The sequence below is a fragment of the Pseudomonas sp. I2 genome (assembly GCF_040984075.1).
GTDB lineage: Bacteria > Pseudomonadota > Gammaproteobacteria > Pseudomonadales > Pseudomonadaceae > Aquipseudomonas > Aquipseudomonas guariconensis_B.
The window spans coordinates 49,902-66,609 of sequence record NZ_JBCGFQ010000012.1; the positions used below are offsets into that span (position 1 = coordinate 49,902).

At 65.0% G+C, this 16,708-nt stretch carries 14 protein-coding genes, 4 tRNA genes and 1 pseudogene; 14 read left to right on the top strand and 5 right to left on the bottom strand.

From position 1 onward, the window contains the following. The first annotated feature begins 130 nt into the window (after positions 1–130). From WCE05_RS08355 to WCE05_RS08395, 9 genes are all read left to right on the top strand, one after another. On the top strand, positions 131–685 hold the full coding sequence (locus WCE05_RS08355; RefSeq protein ID WP_225787019.1) for a CvpA family protein: 555 nt from the start codon (positions 131–133) through the stop codon (positions 683–685). Between the two features lie 42 nt (positions 686–727). Further along, positions 728–2,233, top strand: a complete 1,506-nt coding sequence (gene purF, locus WCE05_RS08360) for an amidophosphoribosyltransferase (RefSeq protein WP_253080971.1) — start codon at positions 728–730, stop codon at positions 2,231–2,233. A 15-nt stretch (positions 2,234–2,248) separates the two neighbouring features. Next, a complete protein-coding gene (locus WCE05_RS08365) occupies positions 2,249–3,460 on the top strand; it encodes an O-succinylhomoserine sulfhydrylase (protein ID WP_225787017.1) in 1,212 nt (403 codons plus the stop codon). Further along, complete coding sequence (locus WCE05_RS08370; RefSeq protein ID WP_225787016.1) at positions 3,457–4,230, top strand: SDR family oxidoreductase; 774 nt, start codon at positions 3,457–3,459, stop codon at positions 4,228–4,230. Before WCE05_RS08365 ends, WCE05_RS08370 begins: the two co-directional genes overlap by 4 nt. A 198-nt stretch (positions 4,231–4,428) precedes the next feature. Further along, a tRNA-Val gene (locus WCE05_RS08375) sits at positions 4,429–4,504 on the top strand. Between the two features lie 79 nt (positions 4,505–4,583). Beyond that, positions 4,584–4,660 (top strand) — tRNA-Asp (locus WCE05_RS08380). 102 nt (positions 4,661–4,762) lie between these two features. Then, positions 4,763–4,839: transfer RNA gene (locus tag WCE05_RS08385), tRNA-Asp, on the top strand. Between the two features lie 139 nt (positions 4,840–4,978). Further along, positions 4,979–5,055 (top strand) — tRNA-Asp (locus tag WCE05_RS08390). 200 nt (positions 5,056–5,255) lie between these two features. Continuing rightward, a complete protein-coding gene (locus WCE05_RS08395) occupies positions 5,256–6,176 on the top strand; it encodes a DUF2242 domain-containing protein (RefSeq protein ID WP_368815735.1) in 921 nt (306 codons plus the stop codon). A gap of 235 nt (positions 6,177–6,411) precedes the next feature. Here WCE05_RS08395 and WCE05_RS08400 read toward each other — a convergent pair whose 3' ends face one another. The 3 genes and pseudogenes from WCE05_RS08400 to WCE05_RS08410 all read right to left on the bottom strand — a co-directional run. After that, positions 6,412–7,455: an AraC family transcriptional regulator gene (locus WCE05_RS08400; protein WP_253080974.1), complete on the bottom strand. Its 1,044-nt coding sequence runs from the start codon at positions 7,453–7,455 to the stop codon at positions 6,412–6,414. Between the two features lie 4 nt (positions 7,456–7,459). Further along, complete coding sequence (locus tag WCE05_RS08405) at positions 7,460–8,581, bottom strand: carbon-nitrogen hydrolase family protein (RefSeq protein WP_225787013.1); 1,122 nt, start codon at positions 8,579–8,581, stop codon at positions 7,460–7,462. A gap of 272 nt (positions 8,582–8,853) precedes the next feature. Continuing rightward, a pseudogene (locus tag WCE05_RS08410) lies at positions 8,854–9,197 on the bottom strand (alpha/beta fold hydrolase); the annotation flags it as partial. A gap of 140 nt (positions 9,198–9,337) precedes the next feature. Here WCE05_RS08410 and WCE05_RS08415 point away from each other — a divergent pair. Continuing rightward, positions 9,338–9,802: a MerR family transcriptional regulator gene (locus WCE05_RS08415; RefSeq protein WP_225787012.1), complete on the top strand. Its 465-nt coding sequence runs from the start codon at positions 9,338–9,340 to the stop codon at positions 9,800–9,802. 39 nt (positions 9,803–9,841) lie between these two features. Here WCE05_RS08415 and WCE05_RS08420 read toward each other — a convergent pair whose 3' ends face one another. Next, positions 9,842–10,810 carry an acetoacetate decarboxylase family protein gene (locus WCE05_RS08420; protein ID WP_253080994.1) on the bottom strand — a complete coding sequence of 323 codons (969 nt, stop codon included), beginning with the start codon at positions 10,808–10,810 and terminating at the stop codon, positions 9,842–9,844. Positions 10,811–11,030: 220 nt separating this feature from the next. Further along, entirely contained in the window at positions 11,031–12,983 is a 1,953-nt protein-coding gene (prpR, locus tag WCE05_RS08425) for a propionate catabolism operon regulatory protein PrpR (RefSeq protein ID WP_368815736.1), read from the bottom strand. A 216-nt stretch (positions 12,984–13,199) separates the two neighbouring features. Here prpR and WCE05_RS08430 point away from each other — a divergent pair, with 216 nt between their 5' ends. From WCE05_RS08430 to WCE05_RS08445, 4 genes are read left to right on the top strand one after another with little or no spacing between them, the layout of a single operon-like run. Next, entirely contained in the window at positions 13,200–14,258 is a 1,059-nt protein-coding gene (locus tag WCE05_RS08430) for a phosphotransferase family protein (protein WP_368815737.1), read from the top strand. Beyond that, positions 14,255–14,611, top strand: a complete 357-nt coding sequence (locus tag WCE05_RS08435; RefSeq protein ID WP_368815738.1) for a DUF6285 domain-containing protein — start codon at positions 14,255–14,257, stop codon at positions 14,609–14,611. The genes WCE05_RS08430 and WCE05_RS08435 overlap by 4 nt, the downstream gene beginning before the upstream one ends. A 46-nt stretch (positions 14,612–14,657) precedes the next feature. Further along, on the top strand, positions 14,658–15,830 hold the full coding sequence (locus tag WCE05_RS08440; RefSeq protein WP_368815739.1) for an acyl-CoA dehydrogenase family protein: 1,173 nt from the start codon (positions 14,658–14,660) through the stop codon (positions 15,828–15,830). Then, positions 15,830–16,597 carry an SDR family NAD(P)-dependent oxidoreductase gene (locus WCE05_RS08445; protein ID WP_368815740.1) on the top strand — a complete coding sequence of 256 codons (768 nt, stop codon included), beginning with the start codon at positions 15,830–15,832 and terminating at the stop codon, positions 16,595–16,597. Before WCE05_RS08440 ends, WCE05_RS08445 begins: the two co-directional genes overlap by 1 nt. Positions 16,598–16,708 lie beyond the last annotated feature (111 nt).

Genomic DNA, 16,708 nt, shown 5'->3' on the forward strand with positions numbered 1-16,708 from the left:
GAGCGGCCTTTCCGGGGCACCGGACCGGCAAGGCCGCTCCTACAAGGGTTCGCGTAAACCCGACATTCCGCTTACCCCCAGCCCGCCGCTCTGGTAAAATGCGCCGCCTCAAACGTCTGTAGGCAACACCGTGGCATTTACCTGGGTTGATTGGGCGATCATCGCGATCATCGCCATTTCCTCACTGATCAGTCTCAAGCGCGGCTTCGTCAAGGAAGCCTTGTCCCTGCTCATCTGGATCATTGCCGGTGCGGTCGCCTGGATGTTCGGCGGATCGCTGTCGCAGTACCTGGAAAGCTACATCCAGACACCCTCGGCGCGCATCATCGCCGGCTGTGCCATTCTTTTCGTCGCCACCCTGCTGGTGGGGGCCATGATCAACTTCCTCATCGGCGAGCTGATCCGCGTGACCGGGCTGTCCGGCACCGATCGTTTCCTCGGCATGGCCTTCGGCGCCGCGCGCGGGGCCTTGCTGGTGGTGGTGGCCATCGGGCTGTTGAGCCTGGGGCCGGTACAACAGGACCCGTGGTGGCAGGAATCGCGCCTGATACCACAATTTCTATTGGTCGCTGACTGGTCGAAGAACCTGATCCTGGGGTTCACCAGCCAGTGGATGTCCAGTGGGATCAGCGCACCGGCTGATCTTCCGTTCCAGGAACAGTTGCTCGGGCCCAGCAAGCCCTGAGCGCTTTTCACTCAAGTTTCATCAAAGTAGGGGTTGCGTCGCATGTGTGGCATCGTCGGTATCGTCGGTAAGTCGAACGTCAATCAGGCGCTGTATGACGCGCTAACCGTGCTCCAGCACCGCGGCCAGGACGCTGCCGGTATCGTGACCAGCCACGACGGCCGGTTATTCCTGCGCAAGGACAACGGCCTGGTGCGCGACGTCTTCCAGCAGCGCCACATGCAGCGCCTGGTCGGCCACATGGGCATCGGCCACGTGCGCTACCCGACTGCGGGCAGCTCCACCTCGGCCGAGGCCCAGCCGTTCTACGTCAACTCGCCCTATGGCATCACCCTGGCGCACAACGGCAACCTGACCAACGTCGAGCAGTTGGCCAAGGAGATCTACGAGTCGGACCTGCGCCACGTCAACACCAACTCCGACTCGGAAGTGCTGCTGAACGTGTTCGCCCATGAGCTGGCCGTGCGCGGCAAGCTGCAGCCGACCGAGGAAGACGTGTTCGCCGCGGTTTCCCACGTGCACAGCCGCTGTGTCGGTGGCTATGCCGTGGTGGCGATGATCACCGGCTACGGCATCGTCGGCTTCCGCGACCCCAATGGCATCCGCCCGATCGTCTTCGGCCAGCGCCACACCGACGAAGGCGTCGAGTACATGATCGCCTCGGAAAGCGTCGCACTGGACGTCCTCGGCTTCACCCTGATCCGCGACCTGGCGCCGGGCGAAGCGGTGTACATCACCGAGGAAGGGCAGATGCACACCCGCCAGTGCGCGAACAATCCGAAGCTTTCGCCGTGCATCTTCGAGCACGTCTACCTGGCCCGCCCGGACTCGATCATGGACGGCGTCTCGGTGTACAAGGCGCGCCTGCGCATGGGCGAGAAGCTGGCCGAGAAGATCCGCCGCGAGCGTCCGGACCACGACATCGACGTGGTCATCCCGATCCCCGACACCAGCCGCACCGCGGCGCTGGAGCTGGCCAACCACCTGGGCGTCAAGTTCCGCGAAGGTTTCGTCAAGAACCGCTACATCGGCCGTACCTTCATCATGCCCGGCCAGGCCGCGCGCAAGAAGTCCGTACGCCAGAAGCTCAATGCCATCGAGCTGGAGTTCCGCGGCAAGAACGTGATGCTGGTGGACGACTCGATCGTGCGCGGCACCACCTGCAAGCAGATCATCCAGATGGCCCGCGAAGCCGGGGCGAAGAACGTCTACTTCTGCTCCGCGGCCCCTGCGGTGCGTTACCCCAACGTCTACGGCATCGACATGCCGAGCGCTCACGAACTGATCGCCCACAACCGTACCACCGACCAGGTGGCCGAGTTGATCGGCGCCGACTGGCTGGTCTACCAGGACCTGCCTGACCTGATCGAATCGGTCGGGGGCGGCAAGATCAAGATCGAGCATTTCGATTGCGCGGTGTTCGACGGTGAATACGTCACCGGCGACATCGACGAAGCCTACCTGGAGCGCATCGAGCAATCGCGCAACGACGCGGCCAAGGTGAAGAACCAGGCCGTCAGCGCGATCATCGACCTCTACAACAACTGATTTGGGAGCGACGGCATGACGGATCAATGGGATGCCGGGCGACTGGACAGCGACCTCGAGGGTGTCGGTTTCGACACCCTGGCGGTGCGCGCCGGTCAGAACCGTACACCGGAGGCAGAGCACAGCGAAGCGCTGTTCCTGACCTCCAGCTATGTCTTCCGCACCGCCGCCGATGCGGCCGCGCGCTTTGCTGGCGAGACGCCGGGCAACGTCTACTCGCGCTACACCAACCCGTCCGTGCGCGTCTTCGAGGAGCGCCTGGCGGCGATGGAAGGCGCCGAGCAGGCCGTGGGCACCTCCACCGGCATGGCGGCGATCCTTGCCGTGGTCATGTCGCTGTGCAGCGCCGGCGACCATGTGTTGGTGTCGCAGAGCGTGTTCGGTTCGACCATCAGCCTGTTCGAGAAGTACTTCAAGCGTTTCGGCGTGCAGGTGGACTACGTGCCACTGGTCGACCTGGCCGGTTGGGAAAAGGCCATCAAGGCCAATACCAAGCTGCTGATCGTCGAGTCGCCATCCAACCCGCTGGCGGAACTGGTGGATATCGCCGCGCTGGCCGAGATCGCCCACGCCCGCGGCGCCATGCTGGTGGTGGACAACTGCTTCAGTACCCCGGCGCTGCAGCAGCCGCTCAAGCTCGGCGCTGACATCGTGTTCCACTCGGCGACCAAGTTCATCGACGGCCAGGGCCGTTGCATGGGCGGCGTGGTGGCCGGGCGCAGCGAGCAGATGAAAGAAGTGGTGGGCTTCCTGCGTACCGCAGGGCCGACCCTCAGCCCATTCAACGCCTGGATCTTCACCAAGGGCCTGGAAACCCTCAAGCTGCGTATGCGTGCGCACTGCGAAAGCGCCCAGGCGCTCGCCGAATGGCTGGAGCAGCAGGAGGGCGTGGAGAAGGTCCATTACGCCGGCCTGCCAAGCCACCCGCAGCACGAACTGGCCAAGCGCCAGATGAGCGGCTTCGGCGCGGTGGTGAGCTTCGAGGTCAAGGGCGGCAAGGAGGGCGCCTGGCGCTTCATCGACGCCACCCGGATGATCTCCATCACCACCAACCTGGGTGACAGCAAGACCACCATCGCCCACCCGGCCAGCACCTCCCACGGTCGCCTGACACCGCAGGAGCGTGAGGCGGCGGGTATCCGCGACAGCCTGATCCGCGTTGCCGTCGGCCTGGAAGACGTCGCCGACCTGCAAGCCGACCTGGCGCGTGGGCTGGCGGCGCTGTGATCGACTGGAAGGGCGGCGAACCGGACCATAACGGTCGGGTAGCCCTGGTCACCGGTGCCGCGCGCGGCATTGGCCTGGGCATCGCCGCCTGGCTGATCTGCGAAGGTTGGCAGGTGGTGCTCAGCGACCTGGATCGCCAGCGTGGCGCGAAGGTGGCCAAGGCCCTTGGCGACAACGCCTGGTTCGTGACCATGGACGTCGCCGACGAGGCCCAGGTCAGTGCCGGCGTGGCCGAGGTGCTGGGGCAGTTCGGCCGCCTGGATGCGCTGGTGTGCAACGCGGCGATCGCCAATCCGCACAACCAGACGCTCGAAAGCCTGTCGCTGGCCCAGTGGAACCGGGTGCTGGCGGTCAATCTCAGCGGCCCGATGCTGTTGGCCAAGCACTGTGCGCCGTATTTGCGCGCCCATGGCGGGGCCATCGTCAACCTTGCCTCGACCCGTGCCAGGCAATCGGAGCCGGACACCGAGGCCTATGCCGCGAGCAAGGGTGGCCTGGTGGCGCTGACCCATGCCCTGGCCATGAGCCTGGGCCCGGAGATTCGCGTCAACGCCGTCAGCCCGGGTTGGATCGATGCACGCGACCCTGCCGAGCGGCGCGCCGAACCCTTGAGCGAGGCCGACCATGCCCAGCATCCAGCGGGCAGGGTAGGGACCGTGGAAGACGTCGCTGCCCTGGTGGCCTGGCTGCTGTCGCGCCAGGCGGGGTTCGTCACCGGCCAGGAGTTCGTGGTCGATGGCGGTATGACGCGCAAGATGATCTATAGCTGAGCCAAGCTGCAAGAAGGGACCGAGAAGGTCCCTTTTTCGTTTTTATGGATCTAGCATCGACGGGGAGGGCAGCGGGCTTTTTCTTGCCGCTTGCTGCTCGACGCTTGCTGCTTGTTTGAAAAAAAATTCAATGGGGCTATTGACTTAGCTCCGGTACCTGCGTAAATTTCGCGGCCTCAGCGAAGCAAACGCACCAACGGGTGGTTAGCTCAGCCGGGAGAGCATCTGCCTTACAAGCAGAGGGTCGGCGGTTCGATCCCGTCACCACCCACCACTTCCTGAGATTGTTCCTGACCCAGGCCGATTCGTACGATGAAGCCAATTGAGAGGAACCGGACGCAAGTCCACAATGCGCAGCGGTAGTTCAGTCGGTTAGAATACCGGCCTGTCACGCCGGGGGTCGCGGGTTCGAGTCCCGTCCGCTGCGCCACTTTTCTTCAGATGGGTGCTGGTCACCGGTCTGGGGTCTGAAGAACCGGCAAGGTCTTCAGGCCAGATCCCAGTTTCAATCAGGCGCAAGCCTGAACGATACGCAGCGGTAGTTCAGTCGGTTAGAATACCGGCCTGTCACGCCGGGGGTCGCGGGTTCGAGTCCCGTCCGCTGCGCCATCTTCGCTTCGAGGCCCTTGAACTTCTCGAAGCAACACAAGAAGCGATCGAGCATCGCTTTTTTTGTGCCTGCCTTTTGCGCGATCGTCGCCTGGAAGGTCAGATCCCAGTTTCAATCAGGCGCAGGCCTGAGCGATACGCAGCGGTAGTTCAGTCGGTTAGAATACCGGCCTGTCACGCCGGGGGTCGCGGGTTCGAGTCCCGTCCGCTGCGCCATCTTCGCCTCGAGGTCCCTTGAACACCTCGAAGCTCGCCAGAAAGCGACCTCAGGGTCGCTTTTTTGCTTTCCGAGGCAGCTTCCACTGGCTACCTGACGAGCGATCATGAATTTTGCCTGGTGAGACGAGCGTCGCGGTTTCAGTGATGCGCCAGGTGTTGCACAATAAGCACCGTTTGTCCTACCCCCGGAATCCACGATGTCCAGATCATCCGTCTTCGGTGCGCTCGGGCTGGCCCTTGTGCTGGCGGGCGTATCCGGTTGTTCCTCGAAGAAACCCGCAGTCTACGAGCACGAGAACTTCGACGACTCGGGCACCTTCTCGCGCAGCTTCCCGGTCAGCGAGGCCGGCTCCTGCGAGGCGGCCCGGCGTGCCCTGCTGAGCCAGGGCTACATCATCACCAGCAGTGGCGCCAACCAGGTCAACGGCAACAAGAGCTTCCAGCAGAACAGCGAGAACCACCTGCAGATCAGCTTCAACGTCACCTGCGCCCCCGACAGCAACGACGAGCAGGGTTCGACCATGTTCGCCAACGCGCTGCAGGACCGCTACACCCTGAAAAAATCCAATACCTCGGCCAGTCTGGGCGTAGGTGTGCTCGGTTCGGTGTCGATGCCGATCGGCTCGACCGACGACTCCATGGTCAAGGTGGCCAGCGAGACGGTGACGGCACCGCAGTTCTACGATCGCTATTTCGCCCTGGTGGAGAGCTACCTGCCCAAACCCAAACTGGCGAAGAAGGCAAAGCCCAAGGCCGAGGCGCCCAAGGCCGAGAAGCCGGCTGCCGACCTTGGCTTGCCGGAGCAGGTGCAGGCCCCGGTTGCCCCGCCGGCGGCCATGCCGGTGGCAGCCCAGGCTGTCCCCTCGGCACCAGCCGCACCTTCCCTGGCCGAGCCAGCGCCTGCCCAGCCCAGCGCGAGCGAGGCCGTGGAACCTGGCGCGGCTGAAGCACAGGCCGCGGCGCCGGCCAGCGAGGTGCCGACGGCGCCCACGGTGGACGACAGCCAAGGCTCCCAGCCGATAGCACCCCCCAGCGATCCGGCGCCGATCCAGGTGCAGCAGGAGCTGCCGGCAACCGAGGCGGAACCCGCCCCGCAAGCCTCGCCTGATCCCCTGTAGCTGCGCTCATCCGCTGTTACAGGTGCGATGGGATAACTTCCAGGAGGCCTGCTACGTTTACCACTCATGGAGTTGTCATGATTCCTTCACCTGGCCAGCCTAGGGTGGCGGCATGACCCGAGAGTGCAAACGAGTGAAGAGGACGCAGGCCTATGGATGAGTATCAGGAAGAGCTGCTCGAAGACCAGGCATACCAACTGGATACCCCCGAGCCGGCGGACGACGCCACCGAGCTCTAAGTGCCCGCCCGCCGCTGGTTGCGGCGAAACGCCCCCGGCGTCAGGCCGGTCCAGCGCTTGAAGGCGCGCTGGAAGGCCTCTGCCGAGGCGAACCCCAACAGATAGGCGATCTCGCCAAAGGCCAGCTCCGTATCGCGGATGTAGGTCTCGGCCAGGTCGCGTCGCGTGTCGTTGAGCAGGTCGCGAAAGCGGGTGCCTTCCTCGGCCAGCTTGCGGCGCAAGGTCCAGCTCGGTAACTGCAGGCGCTGCGCCACTTCTTCCAGGCTCGGTTCCCGCCCGCCGTTGAGCAAGGGGCCGAGCAGGTGGGTGATGCGTTCGCCCAGGCTGCGGATGCGGGTGCGCTGGGCCAGTTCCGCTTCGCACAGCTGCAACAGGTGCTGCCACGTGCTTGGGCAATGCTGCGGGTTGGCGCGTTCCAGGGTGGCCCGGCTCAGGCGCAGTTGGTTGTTGGCGGCGCCGAACTGCACCGGCGCGCAGCACAAGGCCTGGTACTGGGCGGCATAGGCGGGCGCCTCGAACTCGATTTCCATGCGCTCGGCCTGCACCGGCACGCCGGCCAGGCCCGACAGTTGCGCCAGCCAGCCGGCCAGCAGCGAGTCGACCACGAAGCGGTTGTAGGCGTTGTAGGGGCTGATGGAATAAAAGCGCAGCCAGGCGCCCTGGGCGTCTTCGATGAAGCTCGAACGGCCTCGGTAGTTGGCCGCGTACAGCGGTTCGAAGCGCAGCAGGGTGCGTGCCGCCTCGCCCAGGCAGGGCGCCTGGGCCGCGGTGACGCCGGCAAGGCCGGCTTGGGCCAGGCGGCTCAGGCTGCCCATGCGTAGCCCCAGGGCCGGATCGCCACAGCGCTCGATGGCGGCATGGCCCAGGTGCATGTAGCGCGGGATCGACAGGCGTGCGCCGGCCTCGCCCAGGCGCGCGGCATCCAGCCCATAGCGGAGCAGCAAGGGCGCCGGGTCGTGGCCGAGCTGGCGCAGCGCCTCGTCCAAGGGCTGGACGAAGCCTACCGAGAGATCACCCAGGCGTACGCGGGGGCGTGGCATCGCGTCACAGCCACAGGTTGAGCAGGCGGGCGCCGTGGCTCGGGTTGCCGGCCAACTGCTCGCCGGCATGGTTGGCAAAGCCCTGCCCATCGCTGCCCAGCTCCCAGAACTGGCCACGCAGGAACACGCTCATGCTGGTGGCCCCGGCATGGGTGGCGCCCAGGGTCAATTGCTGCCAGGCCGTCTGCTCGCTGACCTCGCCGCGCTGCAACGGCAGCTCGGCCGCGGCTCGCTGGTGGCGATTGCCACGCCAGGGGGCGCTCCAGCTGTCCTTGCCACTGAGGAATGCCGGGTTGGCGATCAGCTCCACCGACTGACGGGCCAGCTGCCGATGGTTTTCTGGATACCAGCTGTCGCTGCCCACCAGCACGCCGAGACGCCCTGCGGGGGTCTGCAGCACTTGCAGGGGATGCTGGCGTCCGTCCTGGACATAGCGGCGCATCTCGCTGTCCGGGTACTGCTGGCGCTGCGGCTGGCCGAGCACCGAGCCGTCGCTGGCGAAGACCAGGCTGCTGTTGAACAACGGGCCTCTGCCGGTGCGCAGCACGCCGTGTTCGACATGAGGGGCGGGCAGCACGATGGAGCCGGCCACCAACGTCACGCCGAATTCCTTGGCCAGGCCGCCGAACAACTGCTGGTAGTCGGCGGCCATCTGCTGCGCCTTCATGCGCAGGTGGGCGTCGGAGCGGCGGTCGTCACCGGTGGCGCCGAGCATGGCCAGGCCGTAGCGCAGCGGGTTGCTCAGCTCCAGCCACTGCCACGCCTCGCGGCGCTGGGTGACCTGGTACAGCTCGTTCTTCTCGCCCCGGGCCCACAGCCAGGTGCCGATATGCTCCGGCAGCACCACCACGGTGCGCGGGCCGACCAGCCCCAGGGCGCGGGCCTGTTCCAGGTAGGCGGAAAGCTTGCGGTGCAGGCGTTGCAGGTTCTGGTAGTCACTGGGGTAGAGCAACGGCTCGATGCCCAGCAGGTTGCCCTGTTCGCCCGGCACCCCGTGGTTGAGCGCCAGCTCGATGCGCAGGTCGGAAAGGTAATGGCCTTCCGGGCGTTGCTGGGTCCAGAAACCATAGCCGCAGAGGGCGGCGATCATCACCAGCGCCAGGGCGCCTGCCAGGAGTTTTCGCATGAAGCTTTAGTTTTCGCTGGGAACGGGAATGGCCACGTGGAAAATCGAACGGATACTGGGCATTTTTCCACGAAACCTCGGGCGCTCGATGCATTGAATCTCGAACGATGGCCCTGTTCAACACCTGAAAACGACTGATGCACCAGGGGCTGCAGGGTTACGGAAGGGTAAAGGATAAGCCTGGTCGATGATAGGGTTTGGACCTGGGTCAATGCCAGTGGCCTGGGCGCTTAAAAGGCTGGAGTGGGCGGCTTGCACTCGCACCGCAGGGTTCAGCTACGGATGAAGGCCAGCAGGTCGGCGTTTATCTCGTCGGCGTTAGTGGTCGGCATGTCGTGGGGAAGCCGGCGTAGGTCTTGAGTGTGCCGTTACGCAGCAGCTTGGCGCAGAGCGGGCCTGAGTTGTCATAGGGCACGATCTGGTCGTCATCGCCATGCATCACCAGCACCGGCACCGTCACGCTTTTCAGGCTTTCGGTGAAGTCGGTCTGGGAGAAGGCGACGATCCCGTCGTAGTGCGCGATGGCACAGCTCATCATGCCCTGGCGCCGCCAGTTGAGGATCACGCCCTGGTCCGCTTTGGCGCCTGGGCGGTTATAGCCATGGAACGGGCGACCACAGCCTTGTTATGAGCTAAGTGCAGCGTGGTCCAGCGCGGGTCGGGGGTGGGTGGCTTCAGCCACTTCGCCCCTTGGCTCTGCAGGACTCCAGGATTAAAGTGCACTTTAAGGTCAATCCATTTCAGAAGGTGTGTCCCATGAGAATCGGAGAGCTGGCCAGGATCACCGGCCTGGCCCCTTCGCGCATCCGCTTCTACGAGGCGAGCGGGCTGATCCAGTCGGTCGCGCGCAAGGCCAACGGCTACCGCGATTATTCGGCCGACGCGGTGTGGGTGCTGGAGATGATCACCAGTGCCCAGGCGGCCGGGTTTTCCCTGGAAGAGATCCGCCACCTGTTGCCGGTCGATTCGAACGGTTGGCAGCATGACGAACTGCTCCAGGGGCTCAAGCGCAAGGTCGAGGAAATCGAAGTGCTGCAACAGCGCCTGGCACACAACAAGGAGCAGCTGCTGCTGGTGATCGATGTCATCCAGAGCAAGCCCGAGGGCATGCCGTGCGTGGACAATACCCAGCGGGTGTTGAATCGGCTGCGCGAAGAGATCGCCCTGGGCAAGGCGAGCGTTGCGCCTGCACATGAGCAAGCTGGCAGGGCGCTGAAGTAGGGCGGGCGTCGACGCGGGCTGTCGCCGCCTGCATCGTCATCACTTGCCCGCGTTCAGCGCTGCCAGTGGCTTGGGCGCATACAGGGCGCTCTGGAACTCGGGCACGTATTCGTATTTCACCAGCTTGCCCAGCTTCAACGAGCGGATGTAGGTCGACAGGCTGCCTTCACCGAGCACCAGCTCTGCCGAGTCCGCGCTCATGCTCGATGCATGGCGGGTCTGCCTGGACGTTGCATAGCCGTAGGTCAACTGGCCGTCGTGGTCGAGGTTGGTGAAGCTGTTCGTCACCAGGTCGGCTTCATGGGACAGGCCGTCGAGTTTCTTCGCCTTGAAGGTCACATCGACCTTGCCGGTCTGGTCGTCGAAGAGGTCGTACGAGACCGTCGCGGCTTCCTCTCGGCGGTTGATGTCCGTCAGCCATTTCGGCAGGTTGTAGCCCACCACACCCCGCACGCGTGCGAGCTCCGTGTTCACTGGGAGCTTGAGTACGTAACCCCAGAAGTCTTTCGACAGCGACTGCCCGATCAGGGTGAAGGGCCCGAGATTCGCTTTGCCAGGTTTGTTGGTGATGATCGACAGCGCGATTTCGTTGTAGCTGTCGTTGTCGCAGTAGTCGTAGGTGTAGGCCGTGAACGCCACCAGGCCCCGCCCCGGCCATACCTGCAGGGGCTGCACCTGCTCCAGCACCTGGGCCGGTATCAATGCGCGCAGGCGTTCGAGATCGGCCGTGTAGACAGCGGTCACGCGGCTGTTCTGGTAGTAGAAGTTCGGCGAGTAGGACTCGAACCCCATATCGACCTTGGTTTTTTCCAGGCCTTTGAACCAGCTCAAGTCCATGCCTGGCGCTTGGGCCTGGATCACCGACAGGGGAGGGTTGGAGCGGTAACGGTCGTACAGCCCGCCTTTGAGCACGGGCACCGGGTGACCCGCGATATCGATCACCGTGGTGTCGGCGTGCTTGGGGAGGCCGTTGGCGTCTGCCAGGGCGGCGTTCGCTAGGGGGGTCAGGAGTATGCCAGTCAGTGTGGCGACGGTTCCGAGTTTCACGTGTCAGTATCTCCAGGGATTTCGCTCAGCGGCATGCCGGGTAGGTTTTCACGTTCACCCTAACGTTTAACTTAACTTTAATGTCAAGGGCTGAGGGATCGGCTTTTTCGGCCAATGGAAACAGCCTTATGGCCACCGCATGGGGGGGCGCGAAGCGGCCCTGGGGTTTACCGAGGCTCGCTCAGCGGGCAGCGCGCAGCCGTCGCCACAAGGTCGTCCGGCTGATCCCGAGGCGACGCGCGGCCTCGTCGAGATTGCCCTGGCAGCTTTCCAGGGTCTGCTGAACATGGCGCAACTGCGCAGCCTGCCCGATCGTGTGCAGGTCCGTTGCCCGTGGCGGTTTTTCCCTGGCGGTCGAAGCGGGCGGTCCTTCGCACAGTTCGGGGAGCACACGGGCCAGGTATCCTTCGTCCACGGCGTCGTCGCGCATGAGTTCACGGGCCGAGAGCATGGCCCGCTCGATCACGTTCTCCAGCTCGCGGACATTGCCCGGCCAGGCATAGCGCGTCAGATAAGGCAGCAAGGCCGCTGGCAAGTCCGCAGCGCCCGGCGGCTGACCCTGGACGAGCAGGCGCTGGCTGATACTGCGGCTGATCAGGCCGATATCTTCAGGCCGCTCGCGCAAAGGCGTCGTTTGCAGGCGAAGGATGTTCAGCCGGTAAAACAGGTCGGTGCGAAACTGCCCTGCCTCCATGGCCGCACGCAGGTCCTGGTGGGTGGCCGCGATGATGCGAACGTCGATGGCGATCGGCTCGGTGCCTCCCAGGCGCAGCACCTCGCGCTCTTGCAGGACGCGCAGTAGGCGTGTTTGCAGCGATACCGGCATGTCGCCGATTTCGTCGAGGAACAGCGTCCCGCGGTGCGCCGCTTCGAACAAGCCCGGCTTGCCTCCCTTGCGCGAGCCGCTGAAAGCCCCTTCCTCGTACCCGAACAGTTCGCTTTCCAGCAGGGATTCGGGAAAGGCTGCGCAGTTGATGGCCACGAACGGGCCCTGCCGGCGCGGGCTCGCATTATGGATGCCCTGGGCCAGCAACTCCTTGCCGGTACCGCTTTCGCCGGTGATCAGGATGGTCGAGTGGCTGGCCGCGAAACGCTCGGCCAGGTGCAGCATGTCGCGGTTGGCCTTGCTGTCGCCATTGAGTTGCTCGAGCCGGTACTTGGCGGTGAAGGCGCCGGGGCGTCGCGTAGAGCGGATGCGTTGGTCCGCGCGCTGGACGGCGGTGATGTCCTGGCAGGTCAGCACCAGGCCCGTGCGCTGGCCGTTTTCCAGAATCGGCAGCAGGTTGCTGACCACGGCGTGCGAGCCGAGCCGGATCACCCGGTTTTCTTCGCCCGTTCCTTCCTGCAATGCCTGCTGAAGGTCGAGCTCCGGGCACAGCTCCTGCAACGGCCGGCCCAGGGCCGCGCTTGGCGGCAGTTCCAGCAGTTGGGCCAGGGCTGGGTTGAGTGATTGCACGATGCCTTGGTTGTCGACCGCTGCCACGCCGGCCGGAATGTGCTGCAACACGGCATTGAGGTGGCGGCGCTTGGCGTTTTCGATGCGCTGACTATCGAGAATGCCCAAGGCCTCCTCGAGAGCCTTGCGCACGGTGTCCTCGCTCAGCGATAGCACGCCATGGAGCCCTGCCTGTTGCGCCAGCTCGACGACGGTCGAGGAGCCGATGATGCTGCGACAGCCCAACTGGGCCGCATGCTCCACCGCGTGGCGTGCCTCCTCCAGGGTGTTGTAGGCGGCTTGGTGGACCTGCACGGTGAACAGCGCCGCCATGGCCTCCAGGTCATGGTTGATGCGGTTGTAGCTGAGCAATGCCACTTGCGAGGCGTGCTCTCGCGCCTGTCCCAGCGCACGCAGCAAATCACCTCCACCAATGCGCATCGCCAGCACTGGGCGGCTCAAGTGCTTGCGCAGGTAGGCGGCGGTGGCGCCCGCGCAGACGAAGACATCGGCATCTGCGCGCTGCTCCCACTCCCGTGCGGTCTGTAGCGCTTCACTTACCGAGGTATCGATCACTTCGATGTGGGTGTCCGGGTAATCCGCGGTCAGCCCGGCCACCACCTGGGCCAGGCGGCTGCGGTGTTGCGGGCGCTGCAAGTGGCTGATGAGCACGACAACCTGAGAGGAGGGGGAGCGCATGGGGAGAGCCTCTGTTTCAGGAGTGAATTGTTTCGATATTGAATCAATTCATTGCAAATGTGAAACGCAAGGGTGCTGCCACGGATCAGGGCGCCGGGGTGGGAATCCAGCTATGACAGGGCCCGCAGGGCACTTTGCAACAGCCTAGGCAAAGTTGGCCCACGCATTGCTCAAGTGCTTTGCCAACCCAAAACCAAAGGCAGGGCACATCGACTCATGAGCAGTTCCCACACGATTTCTCCGGCCAGTGAGGCGCTCGCAGCCGTGACGAGCGATAACCGCTTGAGTGACTTCATCCGTGAACACACCGCAGCGCGGCAGGTGCTCATCAAGGCCCGCAAGCGTTTGAGCGGGGGAGCCATCCAGGAGAACTGGTTGCTCGAGCTGCAGATCGAGGGCGGTCCCTGGGCAGGCGCTCGGCGCTGGGTTCTGCGCAGCGACGCCGTCTCCGCGCTGCCTGCCAGTCTCGATCGCGCCCAGGAGTTCGCGATTCTGAAGGTGGTCCATCAGGCCGGGGTAAAAGTGCCACGGCCGTTGTGGTTGTGCCGCGATGTCCAGGTCATGGGGCGTGTGTTCTTCCTGATGGAGTACGTGCCTGGCGTCGCTGCCGGTCGCGTGCTCAGTGCTGGCGCCGGTGCCGAGGGCAGGCCGCAGTTGGCGGCGCAGCTCGGTGCCAACCTGGCCCGCTTGCATCGGCTCCGGCCGCCATGCCGCGCACTGGACTTCCTCCCCGTGCCGGACAGCTCGCCGGCCCTGGCGACCATCGCTGCCTATCGCCAGTACCTCGACACCTTGGCCGATGCCTACCCGGTGCTGGAGTGGGGGTTGCGCTGGTGCGAGCTGCATGCGCCTCGCGACACAGCCCTGTGCCTGCTGCACCGCGATTACCGGACGGGCAACTACCTGGCCAGCGACCAGGGCTTGGAAGCCGTACTCGACTGGGAGTTCACCGGTTGGGGCGACCCTTGCGAGGACCTTGGCTGGTTCAGCGCCCGCTGCTGGCGCTTCGCCCGTCGCGACCTGGAGGCCGGCGGCATCGGTTCGCTCGAAGATTTCCTGCGGGGTTATCACGAGGTTTCGCCGCTGCGCATAGAGCGCCAGCAACTGCACTACTGGCAAGTCATGGCGACCCTGCGCTGGGCCGTGATCGCCTTGCAGCAAGGGCAGCGCCACCTGTCCGGCGAAGAACCCTCGCTCGAACTGGCGCTCACCGCCCGCCTGCTGCCTGAGCTGGAACTCGACATCCTGCAGATGACCCATGGAGACGCGCCATGACCCAGCCCAATGCCCATCAATTGCTCGATATCGCACGCCAGACCTTGCTGGAGCACGTGCTTCCCGCGCTGTCTGGCGATTTACGTTACCAGGCGTTGATGATCGCCAATGCCATGGCCATCGCCGCCCGCGAAGGCCGCCTGGAGGCCCAGGTGTCCACCCAGGAACAGGCTCGCCTGTCGGCGCTCAGCGATGGGCCGCAACGCCCCTTGCCGGACGTTCGACGCACCCTGGCCCGCGACATCCGCGAGGGCCGCCACGATGCGCCCGAGGGCCGCCACGTTCTGCTCGAGACACTGCACCAGGTCACGCGTTCCCGGTTGACGATCAGCAACCCCAAGGCCGTGCCATGAGCGCAGTCCGCCCACGAACTTCCTCGACCCCTCAAGAAGGACAGCCATGAATTTCACCCTCCCGGACGAGTTGCTTGCATTGCAGGCGAAAACCCGTGACTTCATCGCCGAACAGGTCATTCCATTCGAGAACGATCCCCGCCAGGGGCCGCATGGGCCCAGCGAGGCTCTACGCCAGGCGCTGCTGGCCCGTGCCCGCGCGGCCGGCCTGCTGACGCCCCACGCCAGTCGCGAGATGGGCGGCCTGGGCTTGAGCCATGCCGCCAAGGCGATCGTTTTCGAGGAGGCGGGGTATTCACCCCTGGGCCCGGTGGCGTTGAACATCCACGCTCCTGACGAAGGCAACATCCACCTGATGGATAGCGTCGCCACCGAAGCCCAGAAAGACCGCTGGCTACGTCCCCTGGTGCAAGGCCGGGCGCGCTCCTGCTTCGCCATGACCGAGCCTGCGCCCGGTTCGGGTTCCGACCCTTCGATGCTGCGTACCACCGCCACACGCGATGGCGACGACTACCTCATCAATGGCCGCAAATGGCTCATCACCGGTGCCGAGGGCGCCGAGTTCGCCATCATCATGGCGCGCATGGAGGATGGCAGCGCGACCATGTTCCTGTCCGACATGAAGCGCGACGGGATCATCCACGAGCGTCAGTTGGACTCGCTGGACAGCTGCTTCACAGGCGGTCACGGGCAACTGCGCTTCGACAATCTGCGCGTTCCGGCGAGCGATGTACTGGGCGAAGTCGGCAAAGGCTTCCGCTATGCCCAGGTGCGTCTGGCCCCGGCGCGCCTGACCCATTGCATGCGTTGGCTCGGCGCTGCACGGCGCGCCCACGATATCGCCTGCGACTATGCGCGTACCCGCGATGCCTTTGGCAGGCCACTGGGGGAGCACCAGGGCGTGGGCTTCATGTTGGCCGACAACCAGATGGACCTGCACGTCGTGCGCTTGGCGGTCTGGCATTGCGCCTGGGTGCTCGATCGGGGCGAGCGCGCCAATGTCGACTCGAGCATGGCCAAGGTGATCAGCGCCGAAGCGCTGTGGCGGGTGGTCGATCGGTGCGTGCAGGTGCTGGGCGGGCGCGGGGTGACTGGGGACACCGTTGTCGAGCGGATCTTCCGGGACATTCGACCCTTCCGCATCTATGACGGCCCGAGCGAAGTGCACCGCATGAGCCTGGCGAAAAAACTCTTGGACTCACGCCAGGAGGTACGCTGATGCAACCATCGATCGCCCAACTGTTCGACCTGGGCGGCCGCCGCGCGCTGGTGACCGGTGCCTCCAGTGGCCTGGGCCGGCACTTCGCCAAGACCCTCGCCGCCGCCGGTGCCGAGGTGGTCGTGACGGCCAGGCGCCTGCACCCCCTGGAAAGCCTGGTGGACGCTATCGAAGCCGTCGGTGGCCGCGCCCGTGCCTGCGCACTCGATGTGACGCGACGCGACGACATCTGCCGCGTGCTCGATAGCGTTGGCCCGCTGGATGTGCTGGTCAACAACGCCGGCGTGAGCGACAGCCAGCCCCTGCTGGCCTGTGACGATGAACGCTGGGACCACGTGCTCGATACCAACCTCAAGGGGGCCTGGGCCATGGCCCAGGAAACCGCGCGCAGGATGGTGGCGGCGGGGCAGGGTGGCAGCCTGATCAACGTCACTTCCATCCTGGCCAGCCGTGTGGCCGGCGCTGTCGGTCCCTACCTGGCGGCCAAGGCGGGGCTTGCCCATCTGACCCGCGCCATGGCCCTGGAAATGGCGCGCCATGGCATCCGTGTGAACGCCCTGGCGCCGGGCTACGTGGCCACCGACCTGAACGAGGCGTTTCTGGCCAGCGATGCCGGAGAAAAGCTTCGCGCACGTATTCCCAGTCGACGCTTCAACCAGCCGGCAGACCTGGACGGGGCGCTGTTGCTGCTGGCCAGCGATGCCGGCCGGGCAATGAGTGGCGCCGAGATCGTGGTCGATGGCGGCCATTTGTGCGCCAGCCTGTGATTCGCCTCGCCAGAACAACAAGAGACCTGCAACGGTCAGGAGGTTCGTATGTGTGTGCAACCACGCCATGGGCGCTTCGGCGCCCGGCCATCGTTTGCCCCTGAGTCAGCG

Coding starts and splice junctions, on each gene's coding strand:
- WCE05_RS08395 (WP_368815735.1), top strand. CDS start 5,256: ATGTCCAGATCATCCGTCTTCGGTGCGCTCGGGCTGGCCCTTGTGCTG.
- prpR (WP_368815736.1), bottom strand. CDS start 12,983: ATGCGCTCCCCCTCCTCTCAGGTTGTCGTGCTCATCAGCCACTTGCAG.
- WCE05_RS08430 (WP_368815737.1), top strand. CDS start 13,200: ATGAGCAGTTCCCACACGATTTCTCCGGCCAGTGAGGCGCTCGCAGCC.
- WCE05_RS08365 (WP_225787017.1), top strand. CDS start 2,249: ATGACGGATCAATGGGATGCCGGGCGACTGGACAGCGACCTCGAGGGT.
- WCE05_RS08400 (WP_253080974.1), bottom strand. CDS start 7,455: ATGCCACGCCCCCGCGTACGCCTGGGTGATCTCTCGGTAGGCTTCGTC.
- WCE05_RS08435 (WP_368815738.1), top strand. CDS start 14,255: ATGACCCAGCCCAATGCCCATCAATTGCTCGATATCGCACGCCAGACC.
- WCE05_RS08405 (WP_225787013.1), bottom strand. CDS start 8,581: ATGCGAAAACTCCTGGCAGGCGCCCTGGCGCTGGTGATGATCGCCGCC.
- WCE05_RS08445 (WP_368815740.1), top strand. CDS start 15,830: ATGCAACCATCGATCGCCCAACTGTTCGACCTGGGCGGCCGCCGCGCG.
- WCE05_RS08440 (WP_368815739.1), top strand. CDS start 14,658: ATGAATTTCACCCTCCCGGACGAGTTGCTTGCATTGCAGGCGAAAACC.
- purF (WP_253080971.1), top strand. CDS start 728: ATGTGTGGCATCGTCGGTATCGTCGGTAAGTCGAACGTCAATCAGGCG.
- WCE05_RS08415 (WP_225787012.1), top strand. CDS start 9,338: ATGAGAATCGGAGAGCTGGCCAGGATCACCGGCCTGGCCCCTTCGCGC.